This window comes from Pantoea sp. alder81 (assembly GCF_020179835.1).
Taxonomy (GTDB): Bacteria; Pseudomonadota; Gammaproteobacteria; order Enterobacterales; family Enterobacteriaceae; genus Pantoea.
In genome coordinates this window covers 406,059-428,622 of the sequence record NZ_JAIUDA010000003.1, presented here as the reverse complement: position 1 = coordinate 428,622, position 22,564 = coordinate 406,059, and the positions used below count along the sequence as shown (strand labels likewise).

The 22,564-nt window shown below is 54.9% G+C and carries 22 protein-coding genes; 14 read left to right on the top strand and 8 right to left on the bottom strand.

All coding sequences use genetic code 11. From position 1 onward, the window contains the following. The first annotated feature begins 50 nt into the window (after positions 1–50). From LBW88_RS11545 to LBW88_RS11530, 4 genes are all read left to right on the top strand, one after another. A complete protein-coding gene (locus LBW88_RS11545; protein ID WP_224932239.1) occupies positions 51–923 on the top strand; it encodes a carbohydrate ABC transporter permease in 873 nt (290 codons plus the stop codon). Beyond that, positions 923–1,738 carry a carbohydrate ABC transporter permease gene (locus tag LBW88_RS11540; protein WP_224932241.1) on the top strand — a complete coding sequence of 272 codons (816 nt, stop codon included), beginning with the start codon at positions 923–925 and terminating at the stop codon, positions 1,736–1,738. Before LBW88_RS11545 ends, LBW88_RS11540 begins: the two co-directional genes overlap by 1 nt. 132 nt (positions 1,739–1,870) lie before the next feature. After that, entirely contained in the window at positions 1,871–2,404 is a 534-nt protein-coding gene (locus LBW88_RS11535) for a DUF2778 domain-containing protein (protein ID WP_224932243.1), read from the top strand. After that, complete coding sequence (locus tag LBW88_RS11530) at positions 2,388–2,660, top strand: hypothetical protein (RefSeq protein ID WP_224932244.1); 273 nt, start codon at positions 2,388–2,390, stop codon at positions 2,658–2,660. The genes LBW88_RS11535 and LBW88_RS11530 overlap by 17 nt, the downstream gene beginning before the upstream one ends. 11 nt (positions 2,661–2,671) lie before the next feature. On the opposite strand, the gene LBW88_RS11525 is transcribed toward LBW88_RS11530, so the two are convergent. Both LBW88_RS11525 and LBW88_RS11520 read right to left on the bottom strand, forming a co-directional pair. Beyond that, a complete protein-coding gene (locus tag LBW88_RS11525) occupies positions 2,672–3,154 on the bottom strand; it encodes an Hcp family type VI secretion system effector (RefSeq protein ID WP_224932246.1) in 483 nt (160 codons plus the stop codon). A 102-nt stretch (positions 3,155–3,256) separates the two neighbouring features. Continuing rightward, complete coding sequence (locus LBW88_RS11520) at positions 3,257–4,327, bottom strand: tartrate dehydrogenase (protein WP_224932247.1); 1,071 nt, start codon at positions 4,325–4,327, stop codon at positions 3,257–3,259. Between the two features lie 84 nt (positions 4,328–4,411). Between LBW88_RS11520 and LBW88_RS11515 the strand changes: the two genes are divergently transcribed. The 4 genes from LBW88_RS11515 (at position 4,412) to LBW88_RS11500 (ending at position 8,856) form a co-directional block, all read left to right on the top strand. Further along, entirely contained in the window at positions 4,412–5,317 is a 906-nt protein-coding gene (locus LBW88_RS11515) for a LysR family transcriptional regulator (protein ID WP_224932248.1), read from the top strand. Between the two features lie 254 nt (positions 5,318–5,571). Further along, entirely contained in the window at positions 5,572–6,993 is a 1,422-nt protein-coding gene (locus LBW88_RS11510) for a sodium:solute symporter family protein (RefSeq protein WP_224932249.1), read from the top strand. A gap of 1 nt (position 6,994) precedes the next feature. Then, positions 6,995–8,182 (top strand): sialidase family protein, encoded by a 1,188-nt coding sequence (locus LBW88_RS11505; protein ID WP_224932250.1) that lies wholly within the window; start codon positions 6,995–6,997, stop codon positions 8,180–8,182. Continuing rightward, positions 8,179–8,856, top strand: coding sequence for an SDR family NAD(P)-dependent oxidoreductase (locus tag LBW88_RS11500; RefSeq protein WP_224932251.1), 678 nt, complete (start codon positions 8,179–8,181; stop codon positions 8,854–8,856). The genes LBW88_RS11505 and LBW88_RS11500 overlap by 4 nt, the downstream gene beginning before the upstream one ends. A 177-nt stretch (positions 8,857–9,033) precedes the next feature. Here the strand turns inward: LBW88_RS11500 and LBW88_RS11495 are convergent, their stop codons facing one another. Further along, the gene (locus LBW88_RS11495) at positions 9,034–10,992 is read right to left on the bottom strand and encodes a sigma-54-dependent Fis family transcriptional regulator (protein WP_224932252.1); all 1,959 of its coding nucleotides are present in this window, start codon (positions 10,990–10,992) and stop codon (positions 9,034–9,036) included. 197 nt (positions 10,993–11,189) lie between these two features. Here LBW88_RS11495 and LBW88_RS11490 point away from each other — a divergent pair, with 197 nt between their 5' ends. The 4 genes from LBW88_RS11490 (at position 11,190) to LBW88_RS11475 (ending at position 15,636) form a co-directional block, all read left to right on the top strand. Continuing rightward, the gene (locus LBW88_RS11490; protein ID WP_224932253.1) at positions 11,190–12,209 is read left to right on the top strand and encodes a Gfo/Idh/MocA family oxidoreductase; all 1,020 of its coding nucleotides are present in this window, start codon (positions 11,190–11,192) and stop codon (positions 12,207–12,209) included. Then, complete coding sequence (locus LBW88_RS11485) at positions 12,209–12,988, top strand: TIM barrel protein (protein ID WP_224932254.1); 780 nt, start codon at positions 12,209–12,211, stop codon at positions 12,986–12,988. The genes LBW88_RS11490 and LBW88_RS11485 overlap by 1 nt, the downstream gene beginning before the upstream one ends. 73 nt (positions 12,989–13,061) lie before the next feature. Beyond that, a complete protein-coding gene (locus LBW88_RS11480; protein WP_224932255.1) occupies positions 13,062–13,976 on the top strand; it encodes a substrate-binding domain-containing protein in 915 nt (304 codons plus the stop codon). 208 nt (positions 13,977–14,184) lie between these two features. Further along, entirely contained in the window at positions 14,185–15,636 is a 1,452-nt protein-coding gene (locus tag LBW88_RS11475) for a methyl-accepting chemotaxis protein (protein ID WP_224932257.1), read from the top strand. A 76-nt stretch (positions 15,637–15,712) separates the two neighbouring features. Here LBW88_RS11475 and LBW88_RS11470 read toward each other — a convergent pair whose 3' ends face one another. The 3 genes from LBW88_RS11470 to LBW88_RS11460 all read right to left on the bottom strand — a co-directional run bounded on the left by LBW88_RS11470 (position 15,713) and on the right by LBW88_RS11460 (position 18,006). Continuing rightward, on the bottom strand, positions 15,713–16,003 hold the full coding sequence (locus tag LBW88_RS11470) for a DUF1330 domain-containing protein (protein WP_045831881.1): 291 nt from the start codon (positions 16,001–16,003) through the stop codon (positions 15,713–15,715). Then, positions 16,003–16,884, bottom strand: coding sequence for a glutathione-dependent disulfide-bond oxidoreductase (yghU, locus tag LBW88_RS11465; RefSeq protein WP_038643540.1), 882 nt, complete (start codon positions 16,882–16,884; stop codon positions 16,003–16,005). The genes LBW88_RS11470 and yghU overlap by 1 nt, the downstream gene beginning before the upstream one ends. Positions 16,885–16,986: 102 nt before the next feature. After that, the gene (locus LBW88_RS11460) at positions 16,987–18,006 is read right to left on the bottom strand and encodes a LacI family DNA-binding transcriptional regulator (protein ID WP_224932259.1); all 1,020 of its coding nucleotides are present in this window, start codon (positions 18,004–18,006) and stop codon (positions 16,987–16,989) included. A 100-nt stretch (positions 18,007–18,106) separates the two neighbouring features. On the opposite strand from LBW88_RS11460, the gene LBW88_RS11455 reads away from it, so the two are divergent. Continuing rightward, a complete protein-coding gene (locus tag LBW88_RS11455; RefSeq protein ID WP_224932261.1) occupies positions 18,107–19,117 on the top strand; it encodes a Gfo/Idh/MocA family oxidoreductase in 1,011 nt (336 codons plus the stop codon). A gap of 142 nt (positions 19,118–19,259) precedes the next feature. Here the strand turns inward: LBW88_RS11455 and LBW88_RS11450 are convergent, their stop codons facing one another. Beyond that, positions 19,260–20,141, bottom strand: a complete 882-nt coding sequence (locus tag LBW88_RS11450) for a sugar phosphate isomerase/epimerase family protein (RefSeq protein ID WP_224932263.1) — start codon at positions 20,139–20,141, stop codon at positions 19,260–19,262. Positions 20,142–20,157: 16 nt separating this feature from the next. Further along, positions 20,158–21,195, bottom strand: coding sequence for a Gfo/Idh/MocA family protein (locus tag LBW88_RS11445; RefSeq protein WP_224932265.1), 1,038 nt, complete (start codon positions 21,193–21,195; stop codon positions 20,158–20,160). A 333-nt stretch (positions 21,196–21,528) separates the two neighbouring features. On the opposite strand from LBW88_RS11445, the gene LBW88_RS11440 reads away from it, so the two are divergent. Next, a complete protein-coding gene (locus LBW88_RS11440; protein ID WP_224932266.1) occupies positions 21,529–22,554 on the top strand; it encodes a LacI family DNA-binding transcriptional regulator in 1,026 nt (341 codons plus the stop codon). The last annotated feature ends 10 nt before the right edge of the window (positions 22,555–22,564 follow it).

Here is a 22,564-nt window from a genome sequence, read left to right as displayed (position 1 = left end):
GGCCCGGCGATGATGCCGGGCCGTGAATTAGCCTGCAAGCGAGTAAGGTTATGCTGAACAAATCTGCCTGGCGCAATGCGCTTTATCTCCTGCCCGCCGTATTGGTTTATGCGGTGTTTTTACTCCTGCCGCTGCTGGCCTCGCTCGGCATCAGTTTCACCGAGTGGGATGGCACCTCCTTGCCGATTTTCACCGGTATCAGCAACTACGTACGCATGTTCCAGGATCCGGTGTTCTGGGTGGCGCTGGGCAACAACGCGCTACTGATGCTGTTTTACACCTTGCTGCCGATTGGCGTCGGTTTGTTGCTGTGCAGCTTCCTGTATGACACGCGCAACGGTAAAGAGCGCAGCGTATTGCGTATCCTGTTTTTCCTGCCCTACATCATGCCGATGGCGGTTCTTGGCGTGGTGTGGCGCTGGCTGTATAACCCAGCGTTTGGTCCTATCGATCAGTTCCTGCGCGCCATCGGATTGCCACAGCTGGCGCTCTCCTGGTTAGGCGATTTCACCTGGGCGTTACCGGCCGTGGGTTTTGTCGCCACCTGGTATTTCTTTGGATTCTGTCTGGTGCTGTTTATGGCCGGATTGCAGCGTATGGATCCCTCGCTGTTAGAAGCCGCCGATTTGGATGGTTCATCACGGCGTCAGAAATTCATGCGTATCACGCTGCCCTCGCTGCGTCCGGAATTGCGCATTGCGCTGCTGCTGACGGTGATCGCCAGTCTGAAGGCCTTCGACCTGGTGTATGTCATGACGCAAGGCGGACCGGGCACCTCGACCATGGTGACCAACATCTTTATGTATAAGCAGGGCTTTGACCTGCATTACTTTGGCTACGCGTCTGCGGTGGCCGTGTTCAGTATGTTGATTGTGCTGATGATCAACGCGTGTATTCATTTTGCTATTCGGGAGCGTCACTGATGCGCGGTACGCCTGTTGTCTCACGCGCGCTGATTTGGATTGTCGCGCTGATGACCATCCTGCCGTTTTTAATGGCGCTGATGACCTCGTTCAAAACCCAGATGGAGCTGTTTCAGGGCGTGTTCACGCTGCCTTCATCGCTGAACTTCAAAAACTACGTGACGGCCTGGCAGCAGGGGCACTTCAACGTCTACTTTATGAACTCGGTGCTGGTGGTGATCCCGGTGGTGATCAGCAGCATTTTGTTAGGGATCCTGGCGGGATTTGGCTTTGCCTGGCTGAAAATCCCCGGTAAGAAGCTGATAGCCGCGATGCTGGGCCTGGGCATGGTGCTGCCGAGCGAGGCTTTTATTATTCCGCTCTACCATGAACTGCGTTGGATGGGACTGACGAATACTTATCTGGCGCTGATTCTGCCGCAAATTGCTTTATCGCTGCCATTTACCACGCTGATGATTGCCACCGCACTCCAGCAGGTGCCACGCGAACTGGTGGAAGCCTCGGTGATGGATGGCGCATCCCGGCGCAAAATCCTGTGGGGCATTCTGGTGCCCGCCATCTGGCCAACGCTATCAACACTGGCGCTGCTGCTGTTTATCTGGACGTGGAATGAGTTCCTGATTCCGCTGATTCTGGTGAACAAGGATGAACTGCGTACCCTGCCAATCGGCATGATGTTCTTCCAGAACAAAAACACCATTGATATTCCAGTGCTAATGGCGGGCGCGATGATTGTGATCATGCCGCTGGTAGTGGTGTTCCTGGTGTTCCAGCGCAAGTTTATCAGTGGCGTGACGGAAGGGGCGGTGAAGTAGGGGCACCCTTTGGGGCGTCTGGATTGCAACCTGTGATGGAATGCACAGTGTTGGAAAATCCTGGGATATTTAATTAACACCCATAAACAGTTTATGGTTATTGTGCCATGGTTAATTTCAGGAGGAAATTACATGGCTATTAATGGAAAGTTTATTCTTACGGGTACTCAGTTCTCTCCACTCATATTACCGGGAATTGGCCATTTCATGGCTTTCTCGGGCAATAATCATTATCGCAATCGCCCGGCATGTGCATCCGTTCCATTTAATGGGCCTTTACCCTTAGGTCTGTATTACATCGTCAAGCGACCAACGAATGGCATGAAGAGTATGTTATATAATATGAGCCGAGAATTTTGGTCATGGCCGGGCAGTTCACCTGTTGTTCATGCAGAATGGTTTGGACTTTTTCGCCATGACGCACTCATTGACGATTATACGTTTATTGAAGGTATTAAACGCGGTAACTTTCGTCTTCATCCAATTGGCCCTGCTGGAATATCACAAGGTTGTATTACCCTACAGTATCGTAGTGATTTTCTTAAAATTCGTCAGGCATTGATGACTTACACTTATGGGAATAAAAACATCCCAGGCACCAGTTTCTATTCTTATGGGACAATTGAGGTCATTGATGGGAGTTTTTCAGATGCCTGTAGCGCATAGTTCTGATATCAGATTCCCACTAAAAATTGCATTTTTCTTCTTTGTTTTTTTTATACTCATTCCTATTAATCATTCAATAGGTTTCGCCTTTCTTAATAGAAATCAGTCTGCATTTGTTGACTTTACCTATGCATATGGTTTGGGTGATGCGGAGGGGTTTTACGGTCAATTGATTATTGCTTCATCTGTTATTGAAAGCGCGAGTCTTTTAGCACTCACGCTTTATCTGATAAAGGTTTTCAAAAAGCGTCATTGATCAGGGATTGATTAGTTTCGTTCATTCCATGCATCAGTGTGCTGTACATTGCCATCACAATATCTCCATGTGACTTTTTCATACATCATCGCAACGGATTCGACATGGTTAGTTTGATGGCTGTTCGCTTTTATATTTGCCATGCCAGGAATTACGGAAACAATTTTGACACCTTCAAAAAGCATATTGAAGTATTCGACCTCTTCTCCTGCATCACTAATACAGTACCATTTAAATTCTGCTGAAGTTAATGTCTGCCCTGATGTGACAGCTTTATAGAGGTAGGGGCTTGATGAATCGAATTCCTTTTCAAAACTTACCGGCATATGTGTACGGGTTCCCGTAATCTTACCCGTAGCACCATCAACCGGTAAAGTGACTCCATGAGAGAATCCTTGCACTTCAATACTGTGTTCTCTTGCTGTTACATCTACGGAGCCTTTAATATTCGCTCCACCATCATCCTTTAACCACAAATAAGCCGGGATAGGCATATTATTTCCTTTTTACCGTTGTCCTGAAAATAAGGTACATCAATAAAGTTCATTTCCCATGCTTATTTTGTGGTTATTGTGATCTCTATTGACACTTAATTTTTACAACGCTGCAGCGATCGCCACACCCAATTCTTCCGTTGAGGCGCTACCGCCGAGGTCGCGCGTCAGGCTGTTACCGGCGGCCAGGGTGCGCTCAATCGCATCCAGCACGGCGGCACCCGCTTCGGTGTAACCGAGGTGCTCCAGCATCATCGCGCCACACCAGATCTGTCCAATCGGGTTTGCCACGCCTTTACCCGCGATATCCGGCGCTGAACCGTGCACCGGCTCAAACAGGCTCGGGAATTTCCCTTCCGGATTGATATTAGCGGAAGGCGCAATACCAATGGTGCCGGTACAGGCTGGACCGAGATCTGACAGGATGTCGCCAAACAGGTTGCTGGCCACCACCACATCAAACCAATCCGGATGCAGCACGAAGTTCGCGGTCAGAATATCGATATGATACTTATCAACTTTCACTTCCGGGTAGCTCGGAGCCATGGCATCAACGCGGCTGTCCCAATACGGCATGGTGATGGCAATACCGTTGGATTTGGTGGCAGACGTCAGGTGTTTCTTCGGACGCTTCTGCGCTAACTCGTAGGCAAATTTCAGGATGCGATCGACGCCGACGCGCGTCATCACTGTCTCCTGAATCACCACTTCGCGGTCGGTACCCGGGAACATGGTGCCGCCGACCGACGAATACTCGCCCTCGGTGTTTTCGCGCACCACGTAGAAATCGATATCGCCAGGCTGACGATTCGCCAGCGGCGCTTTGACGCCTGGCATCAGGCGCACCGGACGCAGGTTGACGTACTGATCAAACTCGCGGCGGAACTGCAGCAGCGATCCCCACAACGACACGTGATCCGGCACCACATCCGGCCAGCCTACCGCGCCAAAATAGATGGCATCAAACTGGCTAAGGGTGGCGAACCAGTCATCCGGCAACATCTTGCCGTGCTCTTGCCAGTATTCGGCGCTGGCGAAGTCAAACCATTGCCACTCCAGAGAAATATCGAATTTCTTTGCCGCTGCATCCATCACGCGGATGCCTTCAGGCATCACTTCTTTGCCAATGCCATCGCCAGGGATGACGGCGATTTTGTAGGTTTTGCCGCTCATAGGGTTCTCGCAGGTTGCTGTTGATGTTCTGAACGCAGTATAACCATGCATTACCGGGAAATAATTAGCCTGAGCGGCAAGCCAATGTTGAATAAAAGTAGAGAATCGCGTACCTCGACTGACGATCTGGCCTTCTTTGTGCGCGTCGCAGCGCTGGAGAGTTTAACCGCAGCGGCGCGTGAACTGGGCTTGTCACTGCCTGCGGTCAGCAAACGCCTCAGCCATTTGGAGCAACGACTTGGCGTGCAGCTGTTGCGCCGTACAACACGTCGTCTGGAGTTGACCGCCGAGGGTAAGCGCTATCTGGAAGGCGCGCGACCGTTGCTCGATCAACTAGCGGAGTTGGAAGAGTCCGTTAGCAGTCAGGCCGCGGTGCTGCGTGGCTCGCTCAACATCAACGCCTCATTCGGCTTTGGTCGCCGGCATGTGGCGGCCTGTGTGTCGCGCTTTGCCGCGTTGCATCCGGAAGTCTCGCTGTCATTGCAGCTCAGCAGCCAGCCCCTCAATTTCCTCGACTCCCACATCGACATTGATATCCGCATTGGCGAGCCGCCTGATGCCCGTCTCATCGCGCGCAAGTTACGCACCAATCCGCGCGTGTTATGCTGCGCGCCCGCATACGCTGAGCGCCATGGTTTGCCGGACAGCGTGGCTGCGCTGGCGCAACACAACTGCATTTTACTGCGGCAATATGAGAGTGACTTTGCCCTGTGGCGTTTAAGCAACGGCGAGCAACAACTGACGCAAAAGGTGCACGGCAGCCTGATCACCAACGATGGTGAAGTGGCGATGCAACTGGCGATGGACGGGCACGGCATCCTGCTGCGCTCATGGTGGGATGCGCAGCATATGATTGAAAGTGGCGAACTGTTGCATGTGCTGCCCGCATGGAGCACGGTGGATGGCGATATCTTTGCCGTGTGGCAGCCACAGCGTCAGTTACCCGCCCGCATTAGCGCCTTTGTCGATTTTTTGCAGTCCGCCTTGTAACTATTAAGTGATTTTTGATTATTTATAATCATCATTGACTGTTTGTGAGCATGATCAAACAAATCATTTGCCGTTTAGCCTATAAATTGCCCTGCTTATGCGTGAATTCATTCTGCTTTGAGTGAAATGAATCAATAAGCATAAACAGGGTTGCCGTTGTGCACAGACACTAAAATAACAAGATTGGCAACCTCATTAACGGCAAGCGTGAAGCCCAGCGCAGGCCATGACCCTACGTTATCAATGAGGCTAAAATGAAACAGTTCTCTACAGAAGGGATGATGATTATCGTCGGGATAGTCATCGCGTATATTCTGTTTACCACCTGGCTGACCTGGCGCCTGCGCAGTAAAAACAGTGGCGACTTCATGGCGGGATCCAACGTGATGCCAGCCTTTGTCGTGGGTGTAATGTTGATGTCTGAGTACATCGGCGCGAAATCCACCATCGGCACCGCACAGGCGGCGTTTGAAGGGGGTTTTGCCGCGTCATGGTCGGTGATTGGCGCCGCGATAGGCTTCCCGCTGTTCGGATTTCTGCTGGTTAAGCGCATTTATAACACCGGAAAAATCACCATTTCCGGTGCGATTGCTGAGCGTTACGGCAATTCGACCAAAAACATCATTTCTATCATCATGATCTACGCGCTGCTGCTGGTGAACGTGGGGAACTACGTGAGCGGCGCGGCGGCGATCTCGACTGTATTGAACCTGAATCTCACCACGGCGGCGGTGATCACCGCGCTTGTGAGTACCTTCTACTTTATGTTTGGTGGCATGAAAGGCATCGCGTGGGTCACGCTGCTGCACAGCGGCCTGAAATATATCGGTATCCTGATCATTCTGGGTGTGGCACTGCATATGACCGGTGGCGTCAGCCCGATGATCAAAGAGATGCCGCACTTCTATTGGACGTGGGACGGCAACATCGGGGCCAGTACGATTTTTGCCTGGATGATCGGCACCATCGGTTCGATTTTCTGCACCCAGTTTGTGATTCAGGCGATTGCTTCCACGAAAAGCGCTGAGTCAGCGAAGCGTGCAACCTGGGTTGCCTTCTTCTTCTGCATGCCAATTGCGATTGCCATTGCGTTGATTGGTGTGGCGGCGAAGTACCTGCATCCGGATATCAAAAGCCTGTATGCGCTGCCGGTCTTCCTGCAGGATATGAGCCCATGGCTGGCGGGGATTGTGACCACTTCGCTGGTGGCATCGATTTTCGTCAGTGTCAGTACTGTAGCGCTGGCGATTGCTTCGCTGGTGGTAAAAGATTTCTACGTGCCGTACCGCAACCCGACGCCAGAACGTGAATTCCGCATGACGCGCTGGCTGTCGCTGCTGATTGGCTTCCTGCCGTTAATCCTGGTGCTGTTCGTGCCTGAGGTGCTGAAGCTCTCCTTCTTTACCCGCGCAATTCGTCTGTCGATCTCGGTAGTGGCGATTATTGCGTTCTACCTGCCGTTCTATAAGAGTACCCGTGGGGCAAATGCCGGTCTGATTGGGGCCTGCGTGGTGACCACCGTCTGGTATCTGCTCGGCGATCCGTTCGGCATTAATAACATGTATGTGGCGTTGATTACGCCCGCGGTGATCATGTTGATTGATCGCCTGATCCCGTCGCCGCAAACGCACGACAAAAAAGCACCAAAATCTTCAATGCAAAACAGTGGAGCCTGATATGACCGATTCAACGATTACCGTGGAACGTAACGGTAACCTTCATCCGCACGCGCAGGATGCGCAGCAGCTCACGGCGATGCTGCCTTCGGTCTGTCCGCAGAACCATGCTGCCAATTTGCTGCCGCTGCCGAACGGCGACCTGCTGTGTGTCTGGTTTGGTGGCACGCAGGAAGGAATCGCCGATATCTCAGTGTGGTGTTCACGCCTGGAAAAGGGCAGCAGCCAGTGGAGCGATGCGCAGAAACTTTCTGATGATTCGACGCGTTCTGAGCAAAACCCGGTACTGTTCCTCGATCCTGACCAGGTATTGTGGCTGTTGTGGACGGCGCAGAAGTCCGGCAATCAGGACACGGCCATTGTGCGCTATCGCCAGTCGCGTGATTTTGGCCGCAGCTGGAGCGCCATCGAGACGCTGCTCGATCAACCCGGCACCTTTATTCGCCAGCCGATTACCGTGTTGCCGAATGGCAACTGGCTGCTGCCGGTGTTCTATTGCCGCACTCAGCCTGGCGCGAAGTGGGTGGGTAATGACGACATCAGCGCGGTAAAAATCTCCAGTGATAAAGGCAAAAGCTGGCGTGATGTAGCGGTGCCGGATAGCCTGGGCTGCGTGCACATGAACATTACTTTATTGCAGGATGGCAGCTTACTGGCGCTGTATCGCAGCCGTTGGGCGGACTTTATTTATCAAAGTCGTTCAACAGATGGCGGTGAAAGCTGGAGTGCGCCGGTGGCGACTGAACTGCCAAACAATAATTCCTCAATTCAGGTGACCACACTGAATAACGGCCATCTGGCGCTGGTATTCAATGCCATGAGCGCCAAAGATGCCAGCGAGCGTCGCCTGTCGCTGTATGACGAAATCGAAGATGAGGATGATGATGTGGCGGTGGCGGCTGAACCGGTGGTGCATAGCGGGCGCACCGCATTCTGGGGCGCACCGCGCGCACCGATGACGCTGGCCATTTCCCCGGACGGCGGCAAAAGCTGGCCGTGGCAGCGTAATCTCGATGAAGGCGACGGCTACTGCATGACCAACAATTCGCAGCAGAAACTCAATCGCGAGTTCTCTTATCCCAGCATCAAACAGAGTGACGATGGCGCGCTGCATATCGCCTATACCTATTTCCGTCAGGCGATTAAGTACGTCCGCGTTAACGAAGCGTGGGCGAGGGGAGAGCAATGAGTCGACACGCGCTGGTCACGGGTGTCAGTTCCGGTATTGGCGCGGCGATTGCCGATCATCTGCTGGCGCAAGGCTGGCAGGTGACGGGGTTCAGTCGCACGCTGGTAAAGAAAGATCATCCGGGCTTTACCTCGGTGAGTGTGGATCTGTTTGATGCCAGTTTGCTGAAGCAGGCGCTGGCCGCTTTGCCAAAGGTGGATGCGCTGGTGCATGCCGCAGGCATGATGGCGGCAGCGCCGCTCGGCGATCTCGATGAGGAGCAGAGCGCGCGCCTGTGGTATTTGCACGTGCAGGTGGCGCAGATCATGGCGAACGCCTTGCAGCCGCAGATGACGCAGGGCGATCGCATTTTGCTGATCGGCAGTCGCACCTCACGCGGCGCCGCTAATCGCAGCCAGTATGTCAGTACCAAAGCGGCGATGGTCGGGATGGCGCGCAGCTGGGCAGCGGAATTAGCGCCGCAGGGTATCACCGTGAATGTGATCGCGCCCGGAGCCACAGAGACGCCCATGCTGCTGCAACCCGGCCGCGCCAGTTCACCACCAAAGCTGCCGCCCATCGGGCGCTACATCAAGCCGGAGGAAGTGGCGGCGCTGGCCGGTTTTGTGCTGTCACCCGCTGCTGATGCGATAACCGGGCAGGAGCTGGTGATCTGCGGTGGGGCGTCGTTGTAGAGAGCGGTTTGTGCTGTCACCCGCTGCTGATGCGATAACCGGGCAAGAACTGGTGATTTGCGGTGGAGCGTCGTTGTAGAGAGCGGGCAATGTGCTCTCCCCACTCTGCGGTCATCCCTGAATCCAGCTCAGGATTCAGGGAGCGGGCAGGTTAAGAGAGGCGCACTCACCGTTATCCTATTTCCCTCGCAAAGCCGTGACATCCACTTGCCAGATATTCAGTTTGTTATACAGCGCGGTACGTGAAATCCCCAGCAGCTGTGCCGACTGGCGCAGGTTGCCTTTCTGCTCGCTCACCACCTGTAATACATGCTGGCGCTCATTCTCCTGCAAGGAGGTCAAGACGCCTGCTTCCGTTAACGGTTCGCGCTGCGTCATCTCTTCCGGTAAATCCGACTTGCCAATTTCCAGCCCTTCGCACAGGTTCACCATGCGTTCAACCAGGTTCTCCAGTTCACGCACGTTGCCCGGCCAGTGCCACGCCTGCAAGCAGTGCATGGCTTCAGACGACACCTGCGGCGCAATGCGTTTCAAGCGAGTACAGAGCGCCTGAATAAAGGTATTCACCAGCCCTGGAATATCCTCCTGTCGTTCGCGCAGCGGCGGGATAGCTAATGAAATCACGTTAAGCCGGTAAAACAGGTCACGGCGAAAGGCGCCTTTTTCCACCGCATCCAGAAGATTGCAGTGGGTGGCGGCGATGATGCGCACATTGACCCTCAGCGGATGTGCTGCGCCGATACGCACTACTTCACTCTCCTGTAATACTCGCAGCAAACTGGTCTGTGCCTCCAGCGGCATTTCGCCAATTTCATCCAGAAACAGCGTGCCGCCATCCGCCAGCTCGAATTTTCCAGCGGAGCCGCCACGCCGGGAACCGGTAAACGCGCCATCGACATAACCAAACAGTTCGCTCTGCACCAGATCACGCGGCAGAGCGCCGCAGTTGAGGGCGATAAAAGGTTCCTGATGTCGTGGGCTGGCGTTATGGATCGCCTGTGCAAACAGCTCTTTGCCGGTGCCGCTCTCACCACTTAACAGCACGGTGCTGTCCGTTCGGCTGCTGGCGCGTGCTTTCTGGATTGCTTGCTGCACGCGAGGAGCGTGGCCGCGAATCATCTCAAAGGTATAACTGGCGCTGACGCCCATTACCTGCCGTGTAATCGCCCGAATGCGCTGGTTCTCACGCAATGACAGCACGCGGCCACCATCGGGTGCGGGCATTAATGAAATCAGGCAGGAGAGGGGCTGCACGCCATCCGGCATAAACTGCAGCTCGCGGTCGTTACAGAATGGCATGGTCAGCAGCGATCCGCCCTGTGGTTGCAGTAACACATCGATCGGGCCGGCTTGGGGATCGAGGCCGCTAAAGATCTGCCGCGCATAACGGTTTAAGGTTTTGATCCGTCCATGGCGATCGCAGACGATCACGCCCTCATTTAAGGTTTCGAGGATCGACTGTTGTTCCGCCAGCAAACTGCGCAGCATCAGCTGTTGTCCTACCGCTTCCGCAGCGGCCTGCACCGTGCCGAGCGTGTGCGCATTGAAGTTATCCGGCGTGGCGGTGAGTGTGAGCACGCCGAGCAGTTGGCCGGCGGTATCGCGGATCGGTGCGGCGGCGCATTGGTAGTGGCGCTTACGCAGATCGATCTTCCAGTTTTCGCCGCTTAATACATACACCAGCCGTTGCTCAATCAGGCAACGTGCCGTGCAGTTGGTACCCAGCACCTCTTCGCTCAGGATGCTACCGATTGGCGTTAAATCAGCACCGCAAAAATGCAGCGTGACCCCGTGCGCGTCGGTGAGATTGATATGGCCGTCCGGGTTATAGGCCAGCAGGTTTTCCATCACGTTACGCGCCACCATAATCAGCTCGGCATTGTGCGCAAGGATGGCCTTAAGCTCATCAGCGGGTGGCGAAGTGTAGACGAAGGTATGGGGATCGATAGCGCGCTGCTGCGATCGCTGCCAGGACTGCAAAATACTGCGCCGCATCCAGCCCGGTTGTTCCCCCCTGACAAAGCTGTGCCAGCCCTGCCACAACAAGGTATCCCATTCGCCCGCTTCAGCTCCTTCCGGCAGGCTGAAAATCGGGTCGCTTTCATCTTTAAACGGCAAACGTTCACTGGCGCGCATCAGAGGCTCCTGGTCAATCTGGAATGTCCATTTTATTGACATGTGAAGTTGACATGTAAAGTTTATGACCAATCCACAGCGCAACGCTGTGTGGTGCCTCACATAAATCGCCCCTTTTTAGTTGGCATCTGGATTGCAATGAAATGTCTATCTCACCTGTCCCGAGCGGACATATCCAAAACAGTAAGGAATGATTTATGACATTTCATCTTCAACCGGTACGTGTTGGTCTGATTGGCGCAGGGCGAATGGGCAGCTTCCACGCCGAGAATCTGGCGTATCGCGTACCCGGCGCCACGCTGGCGGCGGTGGCCGATCCGCAGCCCGGTGCCGCTGAGAAACTTGCCAGCAAGCTGGGTGTAGCAAAAGCCTACAGCGATTTGCATGCGCTGCTGCAAGATCCAGAGATTGATGCGATTGCCATTGCAGCGCCCGCTCGCACCCATGCCGAGTGGGTAATTGCCGCAGCGAATGCCGGAAAACACGTATTTTGTGAGAAGCCGATGGCCGTCACGCTGGAGGAAGCTGATCGGGCGATTGCCGCCGCCAAAAGCGCGGGCGTGGTGTTGCAGGTGGGCTTTAATCGCCGTTTCGATGCGGGTTTTGCGGCGGCGATTGCGGCAGTGAAGGCGGGTGAGAACGGTATTACGCAGTTGAGTCGTTCTGTGACGCGCGATCCGGCGCTGCACGATCCTTCACGCATCCCACAGTGGACCATTTATCTCGAAACGCTGATCCACGATTTCGACACGCTGCTGCATTTCAACCACGGGGCAAAACCGGTGGAAGTGTATGCCATTGCTGATGCGCTGGTGCGTCCGGATTTCAAGGATAAAGGCTTGCTGGATACCTCGGTGGTGACGATTCGTTTTGATAACGGAGCGATTGCCATCGCGGAAGCCAACTTCCAGGCAGTGTACGGCTATGACGTGCGCGGCGAAGTGTTTGGCAGCAATGGGATGCTGCAGGCGGGCCATATCACCTCATCTAACTGTGTGCGCTACAGCGCGAGTGGTATCAGCATGGAGACTTCGCGTATGGATTCGGATCTGCTGCGCGAAGCTTATGTGGCGGAAATGATCGAGTTTGCCCGCTGTATCCGCACCGGTGAAACACCGCGCGCCACCGGCGAAGACGCGCGCAATGCGCTGGAGATTGCGCTGGCCTGTATTGAATCGGTCACCCACAACCTGCCTGTCAAAGTGGGAGCGCGCTAATGGCTGCTTATCAACTCTCAGTTTGTGCCGAAATGGTGTTCCTCGATCTGCCTTTCGTCGAGCGTGTGAAACGCATTCACGCGCTGGGGTTTGGCGTCGAAATCTGGGGATGGGCCAATAAAGACATTGATGCGCTGGTCGCCACAGGTGCGCGATTCACCTCCATGACCGGCTATCTCACCGGCAATCTCACCGACGATGACGAGATCCAGCAGCTGCTGCAAAGTGCTGAAGCCTCGCTGGCCGTAGCTGAGCGGCTTAACTGCCCGGGATTAAATCTGCACGGCACCGGGCTGGATGACAAAGGCTTGCCGGTCAAACCTGTGGAAGTGGTAACCGGTGCGATGTGGCTGAAAGCGGTCGATACCTTGCGCAAAGTGGCGCAACTGGGCGAGCGCGCCGGGCGCGTGTTCACCCTCGAAAACCTCAACCTGCCGGTCGATCATCCCGGCACCCCGTTTGCGCTGGCTGCCGATACCCTGGCGCTGGTGGAGGCGGTCAACAGCCCGGCGCTGAAGATGAATCTCGACCTTTATCACGCGCAGATTGGCGAGGGCAATTTGATTGAGCTGATTCGCCGCAGCGGTTCCGCGATTGGCGAAGTTCAGGTGGCGGATGTACCGGGTCGCCAGCAGCCGGGCACCGGCGAGATCAACTATCGCGCAATCGCGCGTGCACTGCAGGAAGTAGGTTACAGCGGCGCGGTGGCGATGGAGGGCTGGGCCAGCGGTGACAGCACGGCCGCGCTAGAGCAGTTCCGCGATCACTTCACGATTTAAGCGTTTTACCGCCGGGTATTTGCCTGTTGCCCGGCGTCATAACAATAAAACCTCAACCTACAGGAATCACCTCATGAACATCCGAAACATCGTGCTTTGTCTGTGCTCGCTGCTGCTGAGTTTGAGCGTCAGTGCGAAAACCTTCACCGTCGGCGTCGCGCTGGCTAACTTCGACCTCAACTTTGTCTCGATTCTGCGCACGCAGATGCAGGCAGAGTTGAAGGCTAATCAGCTAAACGGCCAGTTCGTGGATGCCAAAGGGGATGTGGCGCTGCAGGTACAGCAGGTTGATGATTTTATCAACCAGGGCGTAGACGCCATCATCCTGAATCCCGTGGATACGCAGGGCGTATTGCCGATGATTAATGCGGCGAAGAACGCCAATATCCCGCTGATTTTCGTCAATCGTAAGCCAGAAGTGAAACTGCCGGGCGACATGGCGTATGTCGGTTCGGACTCCGCGTTGGGCGGGGAAATGCAGATGGAAGCGTTAGCGAAGAAAATGAATTACAAAGGCAATGTGGCGATTCTGATGGGCGCTCTGTCCAATGAGGAAGCGCGTGAGCGTACCCGTGCGGTCGAAGCGGTGATCGCCAAATACAAAGACATGAAAGTGATTGAGAAGCAGACCGCCAAGTGGCAGCGCAATGAAGCCGTGGATGTGGTGTCGAGCTGGCTGCTGAATCAGCGCCCGATCGATGCGATTGCCGCTAATAATGATGAAATGGCAATTGGTGCCATCATGGCACTCAGTCAGGCGAAAAATGAAAAGATTCTGGTGGCGGGGATTGATGGCACGCCTGACGGGCAGCAGTTCGTCAAAAACGGCAAGATGACGCTGACTATTTTCCAGGATGCTAAAGGCCAGGCAACCGGCGCGGTGCAGGTGACGAAAGCGCTGCTGGATAAACAGAAAGTGCAGGAATACAACTGGGTACCGTATCAGACCATTACCCCGGAGAACTACGCGCAGTTTGCTGCGAAGTAAGTTGAGCGATACGGCACAGGCGCACGACGTTGCGCCTGTGCTGCCCGGGGAATCATCGCATTCAAGTGAACCTGCTCACATCCTTCCCTTTCAATTATTAACGGTCCTAAACTTTCCTGATACCACGCCGATAATTTCTCCACTCAGTCTGAGCGTTTAGCCCTTGCGTTTTGGGCATCTTAATCAACCTCTGGTGTGGAAAACTGCCATGATCGCAACGCCCTTGTCAGGCCCGGACGCCGCGCCGGTGGAAATGGTTTCGCTGCGACGTATTGCACAGCGCGCAGACAGCCTTGCGGTCATCCTTAACTGGGGATTGTGGCCGATTGCGCTCGGTGTAGGGTGGATGAATGACAGCTTAACCGTAGCGCTGATTGCCGGTCTGGCGTTGGCACTACTGTCGACCTTCTTTGGCACCGTCCTGCGCGGCACGCTGACTTCAAGGCTGGTGCTCTCAGCCCTACTGATCGGTTGGGCAGGTTTACTGATTCAACTCGGCGGCGGTGAAACCGAATATCACTTCTCGGTATTTGTGTTGATGTCAGTGCTGCTGGCGTGGCGCGACATCCGTCCGCTGATGGTGGGGGCGGCGGCGGCGGCCACGCATCATGTCCTGTTTAATTATCTGCAAGAAAACGATCTGTTTGGCGTGGTGGTATTCCACCATCCGGGCTGGGACATGGTGCTGTTTCATGCCCTGTTTGTGGTGGCGCAGACCGCCATCTTGCTGGAGATTGCGCGTCAGATGGCCGCCGATGCACGTTCCGCGAGCGAAGTGGCAGAGCTGGCATCACAGATCAACCAACAGGCCGGGTATCTGACGCTGAATGCGAATACGCATCAGAGTGAAACCCCGTTCGCACGCACTTTCAGTACCACGTTAGGCACCATGCATGGCACCCTCCATCAGGTGAGTCTCGGCGTGAGTGCCTTGCTAACGGAGTCTGAGAGTATTTTGCAACGCAACGCCGCCCTTTCGACCCGCACCGATGAACAGGCGCAGGCGCTGGAAGTAGCCGCCAGTGCGATGACGGAAATCAGCATCGCCGCCAGCTTAACGCGTGACAAAGCGCAGAGTGCAAGCGAGTTAGCGCGGGATACGCGCGCGGTGGCGACGCGCGGAGAGGAAAATATTCAGTCGGCGATTGGCTCAATGGCGAAAATCAGCGAAGAGTCACAGCGGGTGAAAGTGATTTTAGAATTGATCGACGGCATCGCTTTCCAGACTAATATTCTGTCACTGAACGCTTCGGTGGAAGCGGCGCGCGCCGGAAGTCAGGGGCGCGGTTTTGCAGTAGTGGCGAGTGAAGTGCGTAACCTGGCGATGCGCAGCGAGAATGCCGCCCGCGAAATTCGCCAACTGATGGATGCCAGCACGTTGAGCACCGAGCATGGCACGGTGCAGATTGAGCATGCGGCACAGACCATGCGCGCGATTCACAGCAGCATCAGCGGATTGTCACAGCTGGTCACCGAGCTGTCTGAGATGAGTGAGCAGCAGAATTTGAGCATTGAGCAGATTCAGCAGAGTATCAATAGCATCGATCATAGCGTGCATCACAACGTTCAGCACGTGGCAGAAACCATGCAGGTCGCGCATCTGCAGCAACAGCAGGCGAACCGGTTACAGCAGGCGATTGCGTTATTCAGATTGGATTGAAAATCGGCGAGACGAGCAAATCACGACTTCTCAGGCTGGCAGGGCGCACCGAATGAAGTGCGCCCTTGTTGGCAGATTAAGCCACACCCTTGACCAGTAACACGCGATAGTTCGCGCCTTTGACTCGATGGGCTTTCGCTTCCTGATACGCCGGGCTGTGATACCAGGCTTTTGCTGCGTCAATATCCGCAAACTCCAGCACCACTACGCCTTCTGCATCACGGCCTTCCAGCACTTCAAGATCGCCATAAAATGCCAGCGGCGTGATCTGATGATCGCCACGTGCCTCACCGGCTTTTTGCGCGTACGTCGCCAGTTCGTCTTTATCCAGCGTTTCGTCTTTAATCATCACCACATAAGCGGCCATTACTGCTCTCCTCGCGCCTGACGTTTGTCTTCGGTGTTGGTGTCGAAGTCGGATGCATCGTGACGTTCCAGCAGTTGATCCTGCGGTTCGGCACCGAAGGCCTTATTCACTTTGCGACCACGAATCACCGCTGGACGCTCAGCGATCTCTTTGGCCCAGCGCACCACGTTTTTGTACGACTGCACATCAAGGAACTCGCCGCCGCCATAGATGTTGTTCAGCACCAGGTTGCCGTACCACGGCCAGGTAGCGATATCGGCGATGGTGTATTCCTCGCCGGCGAGGAAACGGTTGTTCGCGAGCTGACGATCCAGTACATCCAGCTGACGCTTGGCTTCCAGCGTGAAGCGGTTGACGGCGTACTCGATTTTTTCTGGCGCGTAGAAATAGAAGTGACCGTAGCCACCGCCAAGATAAGGCGCAGAGCCCTGCAGCCAGAACAGCCAGTTCAGGGTTTCCGTACGGCCAGCGATATCAGCCGGGATAAAGTGGCCAAATTTCTCAGCCAGATACAGCAGGATGTTGCCAGACTCAAATACGCGCAGCGGTGGCGTCACTGAATGGTCGCTCAATGCCGGGATTTTGGAGTTGGGGTTGACGTCAACAAAGCCGCTGGAGAACTGATCGCCATCACCGATGCGGATCAGCCAGGCATCGTATTCGGCTTCTTTGGCACCGACGGCCAATAGCTCTTCCAGCAGAATCGTCACTTTCTGGCCGTTTGGCGTACCGAGTGAATAGAGCTGCAGCGGATGTTTGCCGACCGGCAGCGTTTTCTCATGCGTCGGCCCGGCGAACGGACGGTTGGTTTTCGCGCCGTTACCTTTGGCTTCCGGGTCCCAGGTCCAGACTTTCGCGGGCTGATACTGATTTTCCGACATAGTGATTTCGCCTTGTTGTGATTGCGTTTTTTGCTGCTACTGAGTGTAGCAGCGACAGATGAAGGCGATTTAACCGCGCTGGCGGTGAGATGCAAAGTGTGTTTAAGAGATGTTCTCTTGCGTAAAGAGCATAAAGTCCACTTTACCGGGCTGATAGGTATCGGGCTGTTCGCCCTCTTCGAGATGTTTTAGCAATAAGGTCAGCGCCAGCTGGGCGTGGCGCAGGGTGTTTTGATCGAGCGTTAACGTGAGTACCCGTTTTTCCAATAGCTGGCGCGTGGTGGCATACAGCTCATGAGTCACATACACCACTTTGCCGCCGAGACGATGGCGCGCCAGCGCCTCGTGGATCTGCGTGTTGCCCATGCCAGTATTGTAAAGGCCGACAATATTTTGCGATCCGGCCAGGGTTTTCTCCAGCAGTCGGCTGATGCGATCGCGTTCATCCTGCCCGGCCAAAATTTCACGCAACCTGAGCTGCGGAAAACGCTCCGCCAGCACGGCTTGAAAACCTTCAATTCGCTGACGATGTGCCGAGTAATCCGCGCGACCACTCACCAACACCACATCGCCCGGTGCATTGATCATGCTGCCGAGCATCAATCCCGCGGTGCGTCCGGCTTTGTACTGATCGATGCCGACATGGCACAAGCGCGCCGCATCGGGCAGATCCGTCACCATAGTGATCACCGGCACACCACGTGCCTGACACGCCGCTAAAGCATCATAAATCAGCGGATTTTCGTGCGCGAAAACGATCAGCGCATCCATCTTTTTACTGCTGGCGGCAATGTGCGCGGCCAGCTTCTCCGGCGCGTTTTCCGGGATCAGCGTGCGATGAAGTCGCAACCGGCGATAGCCCAGCTCATCAGCCAGCCGGGCGAAATCCTGTGCCAGCTGCTGAAAAAAGAAGGCACCGTTGCCGCTCAGCAGTACTTCAACCTGCCAGGTGTGACGATGCTCCTCGGGCAAGATACGCTTTAAACCCGCATCCCGCGCCGCTTGCAGGATTTTTTTGGTCATCGCAGGAGACACGCCACCGCGATCGTTCAAAACCCGATCAACCGTGGCCACGCCCACGCCAACTTGCTTCGCCAACTCCGCCAGCGTCAGTGCTTTCATGTGAGGTAATTCCATCAAAAACCGCGTTCAGCTAGCCTGCCAGAAAGCGCTATTTTGACAACATCGGCTATTCCGAAGTGTGAACAAAAGGAGCGTTAAAATGCGGACCCCGCAACGTTTTGCCTTGATTGGTAGTGGATTTATCGGCCAGGTGCATGCCGCAAACCTGGCCGCACATCCTGGCGTGGAGCTGGCGCTGGTGTGCGATATTGATGTCTCACGCGCCGAAGCGGTAGCGCAACGCTTTGGTGCAAAGGCCGCCAGCGTTCAGCAGGCGTTGAACACTGATGCGATTGACGCGGTGCTGATTGCCAGCGCCACGCCAACCCATGCCGAACTGCTGGAGCAGGCGGTGCTGGCGGGCAAGGCGGTGTATTGCGAGAAACCGATCGACCTGTCGCTGCAGCGTGCGCGCGATGTGGTGGAAAAAATCTCCCCGGTGCAGGTTCCTGTTACCGTGGGCTTCAATCGCCGTTTTGATGACAGCCATCAGCAGCTTAAATCACAGCTAAAGCAGGGGCTGATTGGCCGTACCGAGCTGATTCAGATGGTATGCCGCGCTTCAGAACTGCCGCCGATTAGCTATCTACAAGCCTCTGGTGGCCAGATGCGCGATCAGGCGATTCACTTTTTCGATCTGCTGCGCTGGCTGACAGAAGATGAAGTCAGCACCGTTGGCGCACTCGGTGCCGCACTGGCGATGCCGGAGATCCGCGATTTTGACGTTGATACTTCGGTGCTGATCATGCGCATGCAGCAGGGCGCGCTGGCGCAACTGGATAACACCCGCCGCACGGCTTACGGCTATGACGAACGCATCAGCGTGATGGGCAGTGAAGGGATGCTGGCTTCAGAGGCCCAGTCAGCGCGCGGCGCCACGTTGTATCAGGGTAAAGGGATCATCCAGCCAGGTCTGTATGCCGACTGGTTCAGCCGCGTGAAAGAGACGTATTACACCCATCTGGATGCGTTTGTGCGCCATATCGGCGGAGAGAAAATCGAAGGACTGCCGGGATTGATCGACGGCCTGCGCGCGCAGGCGATTGCCGAGGCGGCGCAGTTATCGCTGACGCGGGGTGAATTTGTAGAAGTGGAGAGGGTGGCAATCTGATGCCGTTATCGCAACGCTCTCCCGCTGGTGGGGGAGCGTGTCGGTGGAGAGAGGCTTTCCATCAGCTCCTGTGATGAGCACTCGCGCGATTCATTCCCCCTTTCGCCATGGGAGAGGGGGAAATATCATCTGCTTGCCGCGCTTACTTCAGCAGCTCACGCTCGATCAGTTCACGCGTTTCCACCGCCTGATACTTCATCTTTTCCGGATAGCCAAACAGCGCCGCAGAGATAATCGACTCACCGCCCACCTTATACGTGCGGTTGGCGAAATCCATCTCGCGCAGCGCTTCAAACAGAGCATCGAAATTCACTTCACCTTCACCCACGGCAACGTGCTGATGAATGGTCGCATCCACACCCGGCGGGTTAACGATATAGCGACAGTGTTTGGTGTGGTTCATGGTATCGGCAATCAGCATATGCGACAGATCGTCGCCTGCGTAATGCAGCATGTTTTTCACATCGCCCACGCCTTTGTCGTAGTAGAAGGTGTGTGGCGCGCTGTAGATATATTTGACGTTATCGCTGCGGAACGACTTCACGATGTCCACCGTTTCGTTGTTCTGTTCGCAAAAATCCCATGGATGAGCCTGAATTTCGACGCGAATGCCTTCACGTTCGATGATCGGCAGCAGCTCCTCCATAGAGCGATAAAACATCTCTTCACAGATCTCTGGCTCGTTTGGGTTGCCGGACAACTCGGTGTTAATCACCTGCACGCCCATCTCGACGGCGATCTCAATCATGCGTTTCCAGTTTTTCACCGCCGCCTGACGACGCAACTCATCCGGGCCTGACCAGCGATAAACCGTGATAAATGATGATATCTCCAGGCCGGTCGCATTCAGGGCGTTTTTGTATTCGCGCATGATTTCCCGGCTGGCTTTCGGGTGTTTGTAGAACGGATTAATCTGCGGATGGGGTGACTGCTCGATGTACTTGTAACCCCATTCGGCCACCTGATGCACCATGCGCGTGATGCCCATTTCTCTGATGACATCCACATCAAAAGCGATTTTCATGTTGTTCTCCTGATCGTTAAGCGGTGCGCTCTTCATTAAACACCACACCGATCTGCTTCCTGACTTCATCCATGGCGTGCAGTGTGGCCAGTGAGGTGGCCAGCGGACGGACCGGCGAATCAAGCAGCCCCTGATGAATGCACCAGGCGGTATGTTCGATTTCATGACAGAGCTGAATATAGCGATTGTTCGGTTCTTCCCAGCGCAGCGTGTGGCGGCCATCGCTGGAGGTGAGACGGAAATTGCCCGGCGCATAGAATTGGCCGTCGAGATAAAGCGTGGCATCACGTCCGGCGATAACGGCAGTGCCCGGCGTGTTGCTGAACAGCGTGGTGTTGAGCACTGAATGCATGCCATTGCCATGGGTTAGCAGCATTGAGGTTTGGCCATTGACGCCGCCCGGTGCGGGCTGGCCTTTCGCCACAATGCTGTCGGGTGCGCCAGCGACCAGCACGCTGAAGCCGATCAAATAGCTACCGAGATCCAGCATCGGTCCGCCCGCCAGATCGAGATTAAAAATGCGGTGATCCTGCGTAAAATATTCACCATGATCGGCGATCAATGTATGAACATCTCCTAATGCGCCATCGGCTAGCAATTGACGGATGACGTCGTATTTCGGCGCAAAATCACACCACATCGCCTCCACGCATAAGCGTTGCTGTTTGTGCGCTTCTTGTTGGAGCTGCAACGCCTGCTGCGCATTAAGCGCCAGCGGCTTTTCAATCAGCACATGTTTGCCGGCTTGCAGCGTGCGCAGCCCATCAGGAAAGTGATGATTGTGCGGTGTGGCGATATACACCACATCAATGTCATTCCGGCTCAGCAGTGCATCAATGCCTTCGACGGCATGCGGGATATCCCATTTGCTGGCAAAAGCCTGCGCTTTCTCCAGGCTGCGTGACGACACCGCCACCAGTTGCTGCTGAGTATGATGACGCAACGCATTGGCAAAGTGGTCGGCGATCCAGCCGGGTCCGACAATGCCCCAGCGCAGCGTGGGGATCTGGTTTTCAGGGTGACGGCGAGGTGCAGGTAGAGTCTGAGGGAACATATCATCTCCGTTATTATTGAGTGGTTTATGTGCCGGGAGCCGATAAGGCAGATCGCTTTCACTATAGAAAGGCGCGACCGCCGCCTCTATTCATTTACTGATGCAAATCCATCAGCCCTCACCTCTGTCCTCGAACAGGAAAATATCAAACATTTATTCCGACAGGTAATTTAATGAAATGGATCATTTCATTTTTGCGATAGCGATCAAATTACTGAGAGATTTTCTATCAGATGTTGCGATTTGATGACGATTTCTTCCGCAATACTTTCGCATTTACTGGTCGTTTCGGGCATTATTTTTGATAACTAACTATCAAAATGGAATCTGTTGATGAGCAAAATCACCATGAACGCCATCGCCAATGCGGCGGGCGTCGGCGTTGCTACGGTAGACCGGGTATTGAATCGGCGGGCACCGGTGCGCGCGGCTACTGAGCAGAAAGTGTTGGAAGCCGCCAACCGACTGGGTTATCGCATGGTGCCGGTTGTGCCTGTCAGCGCGGAGGCGCAGTCCGCGCGCGTGGCACTGCGCATGGGGTTTGTGCTGTTATCAAAATCGTATTCTTTCTATCACTCGCTGACAGATGCCCTCAGGCAACAGACGCAGCCGTTACATCCTGCGGGCAGTGAGCCACGGTTTTACTGGCATGACATTGATGATGTGGCGGCTGTGGTGGCCTCATTGCATAAGCTGGCGCAAGAAGTAGACGTGATCGGCTTAGTCGCGCTGGATCACCCACTGATCCGCCACGCCATCGAACAGATCTCACGTCAGGGTGTTAGGGTTTACGCACTGTTTTCCAACTTCTCACCCTGCGGACATGCGGGTTATTTCGGGCTGGATAATCAGAAGGCCGGACGCACTGCCGGTTGGGTGGCCTCGCATTTACTGCATAAGCCGGGATCGGTGGGCGTGCTGGTGGGCGACCATCGCTTTAACTGTCAGGAGAGCTGCGAAATCAGCTTCCGCTCCTATTTGCGTGAACAGGACAGCAGCCGACGCGTGCTGGAACCGCTGAAAACTCACGAGTCGATTGATGGCGGCTATCACGCTACACGTCAGTTGCTGGAGGAACATGCCGATCTGGCGTTAATCTACGCGCCCTGCGGCGGTATTGAGGGTGTTATCCATGCATTGCGCCAGCAGCCGCAGCGTGAGGTGGCGTTGATCTGTCACGGCCCGGTGAAAGAGGGGGAGCTGGCACTGATTGACGGCACGATTACCGTGATGATTCGCCATGAAATAGAGGATATGGCACGGCAGTTGGTCCGCACCGTCCAGCAACATGTCGAGCCGGGAACGCATTTTGCCCAGGTTACGTTGCCGTTTAAGATCATCACGCGTGAGAATCTTTAGTTTATAGGCA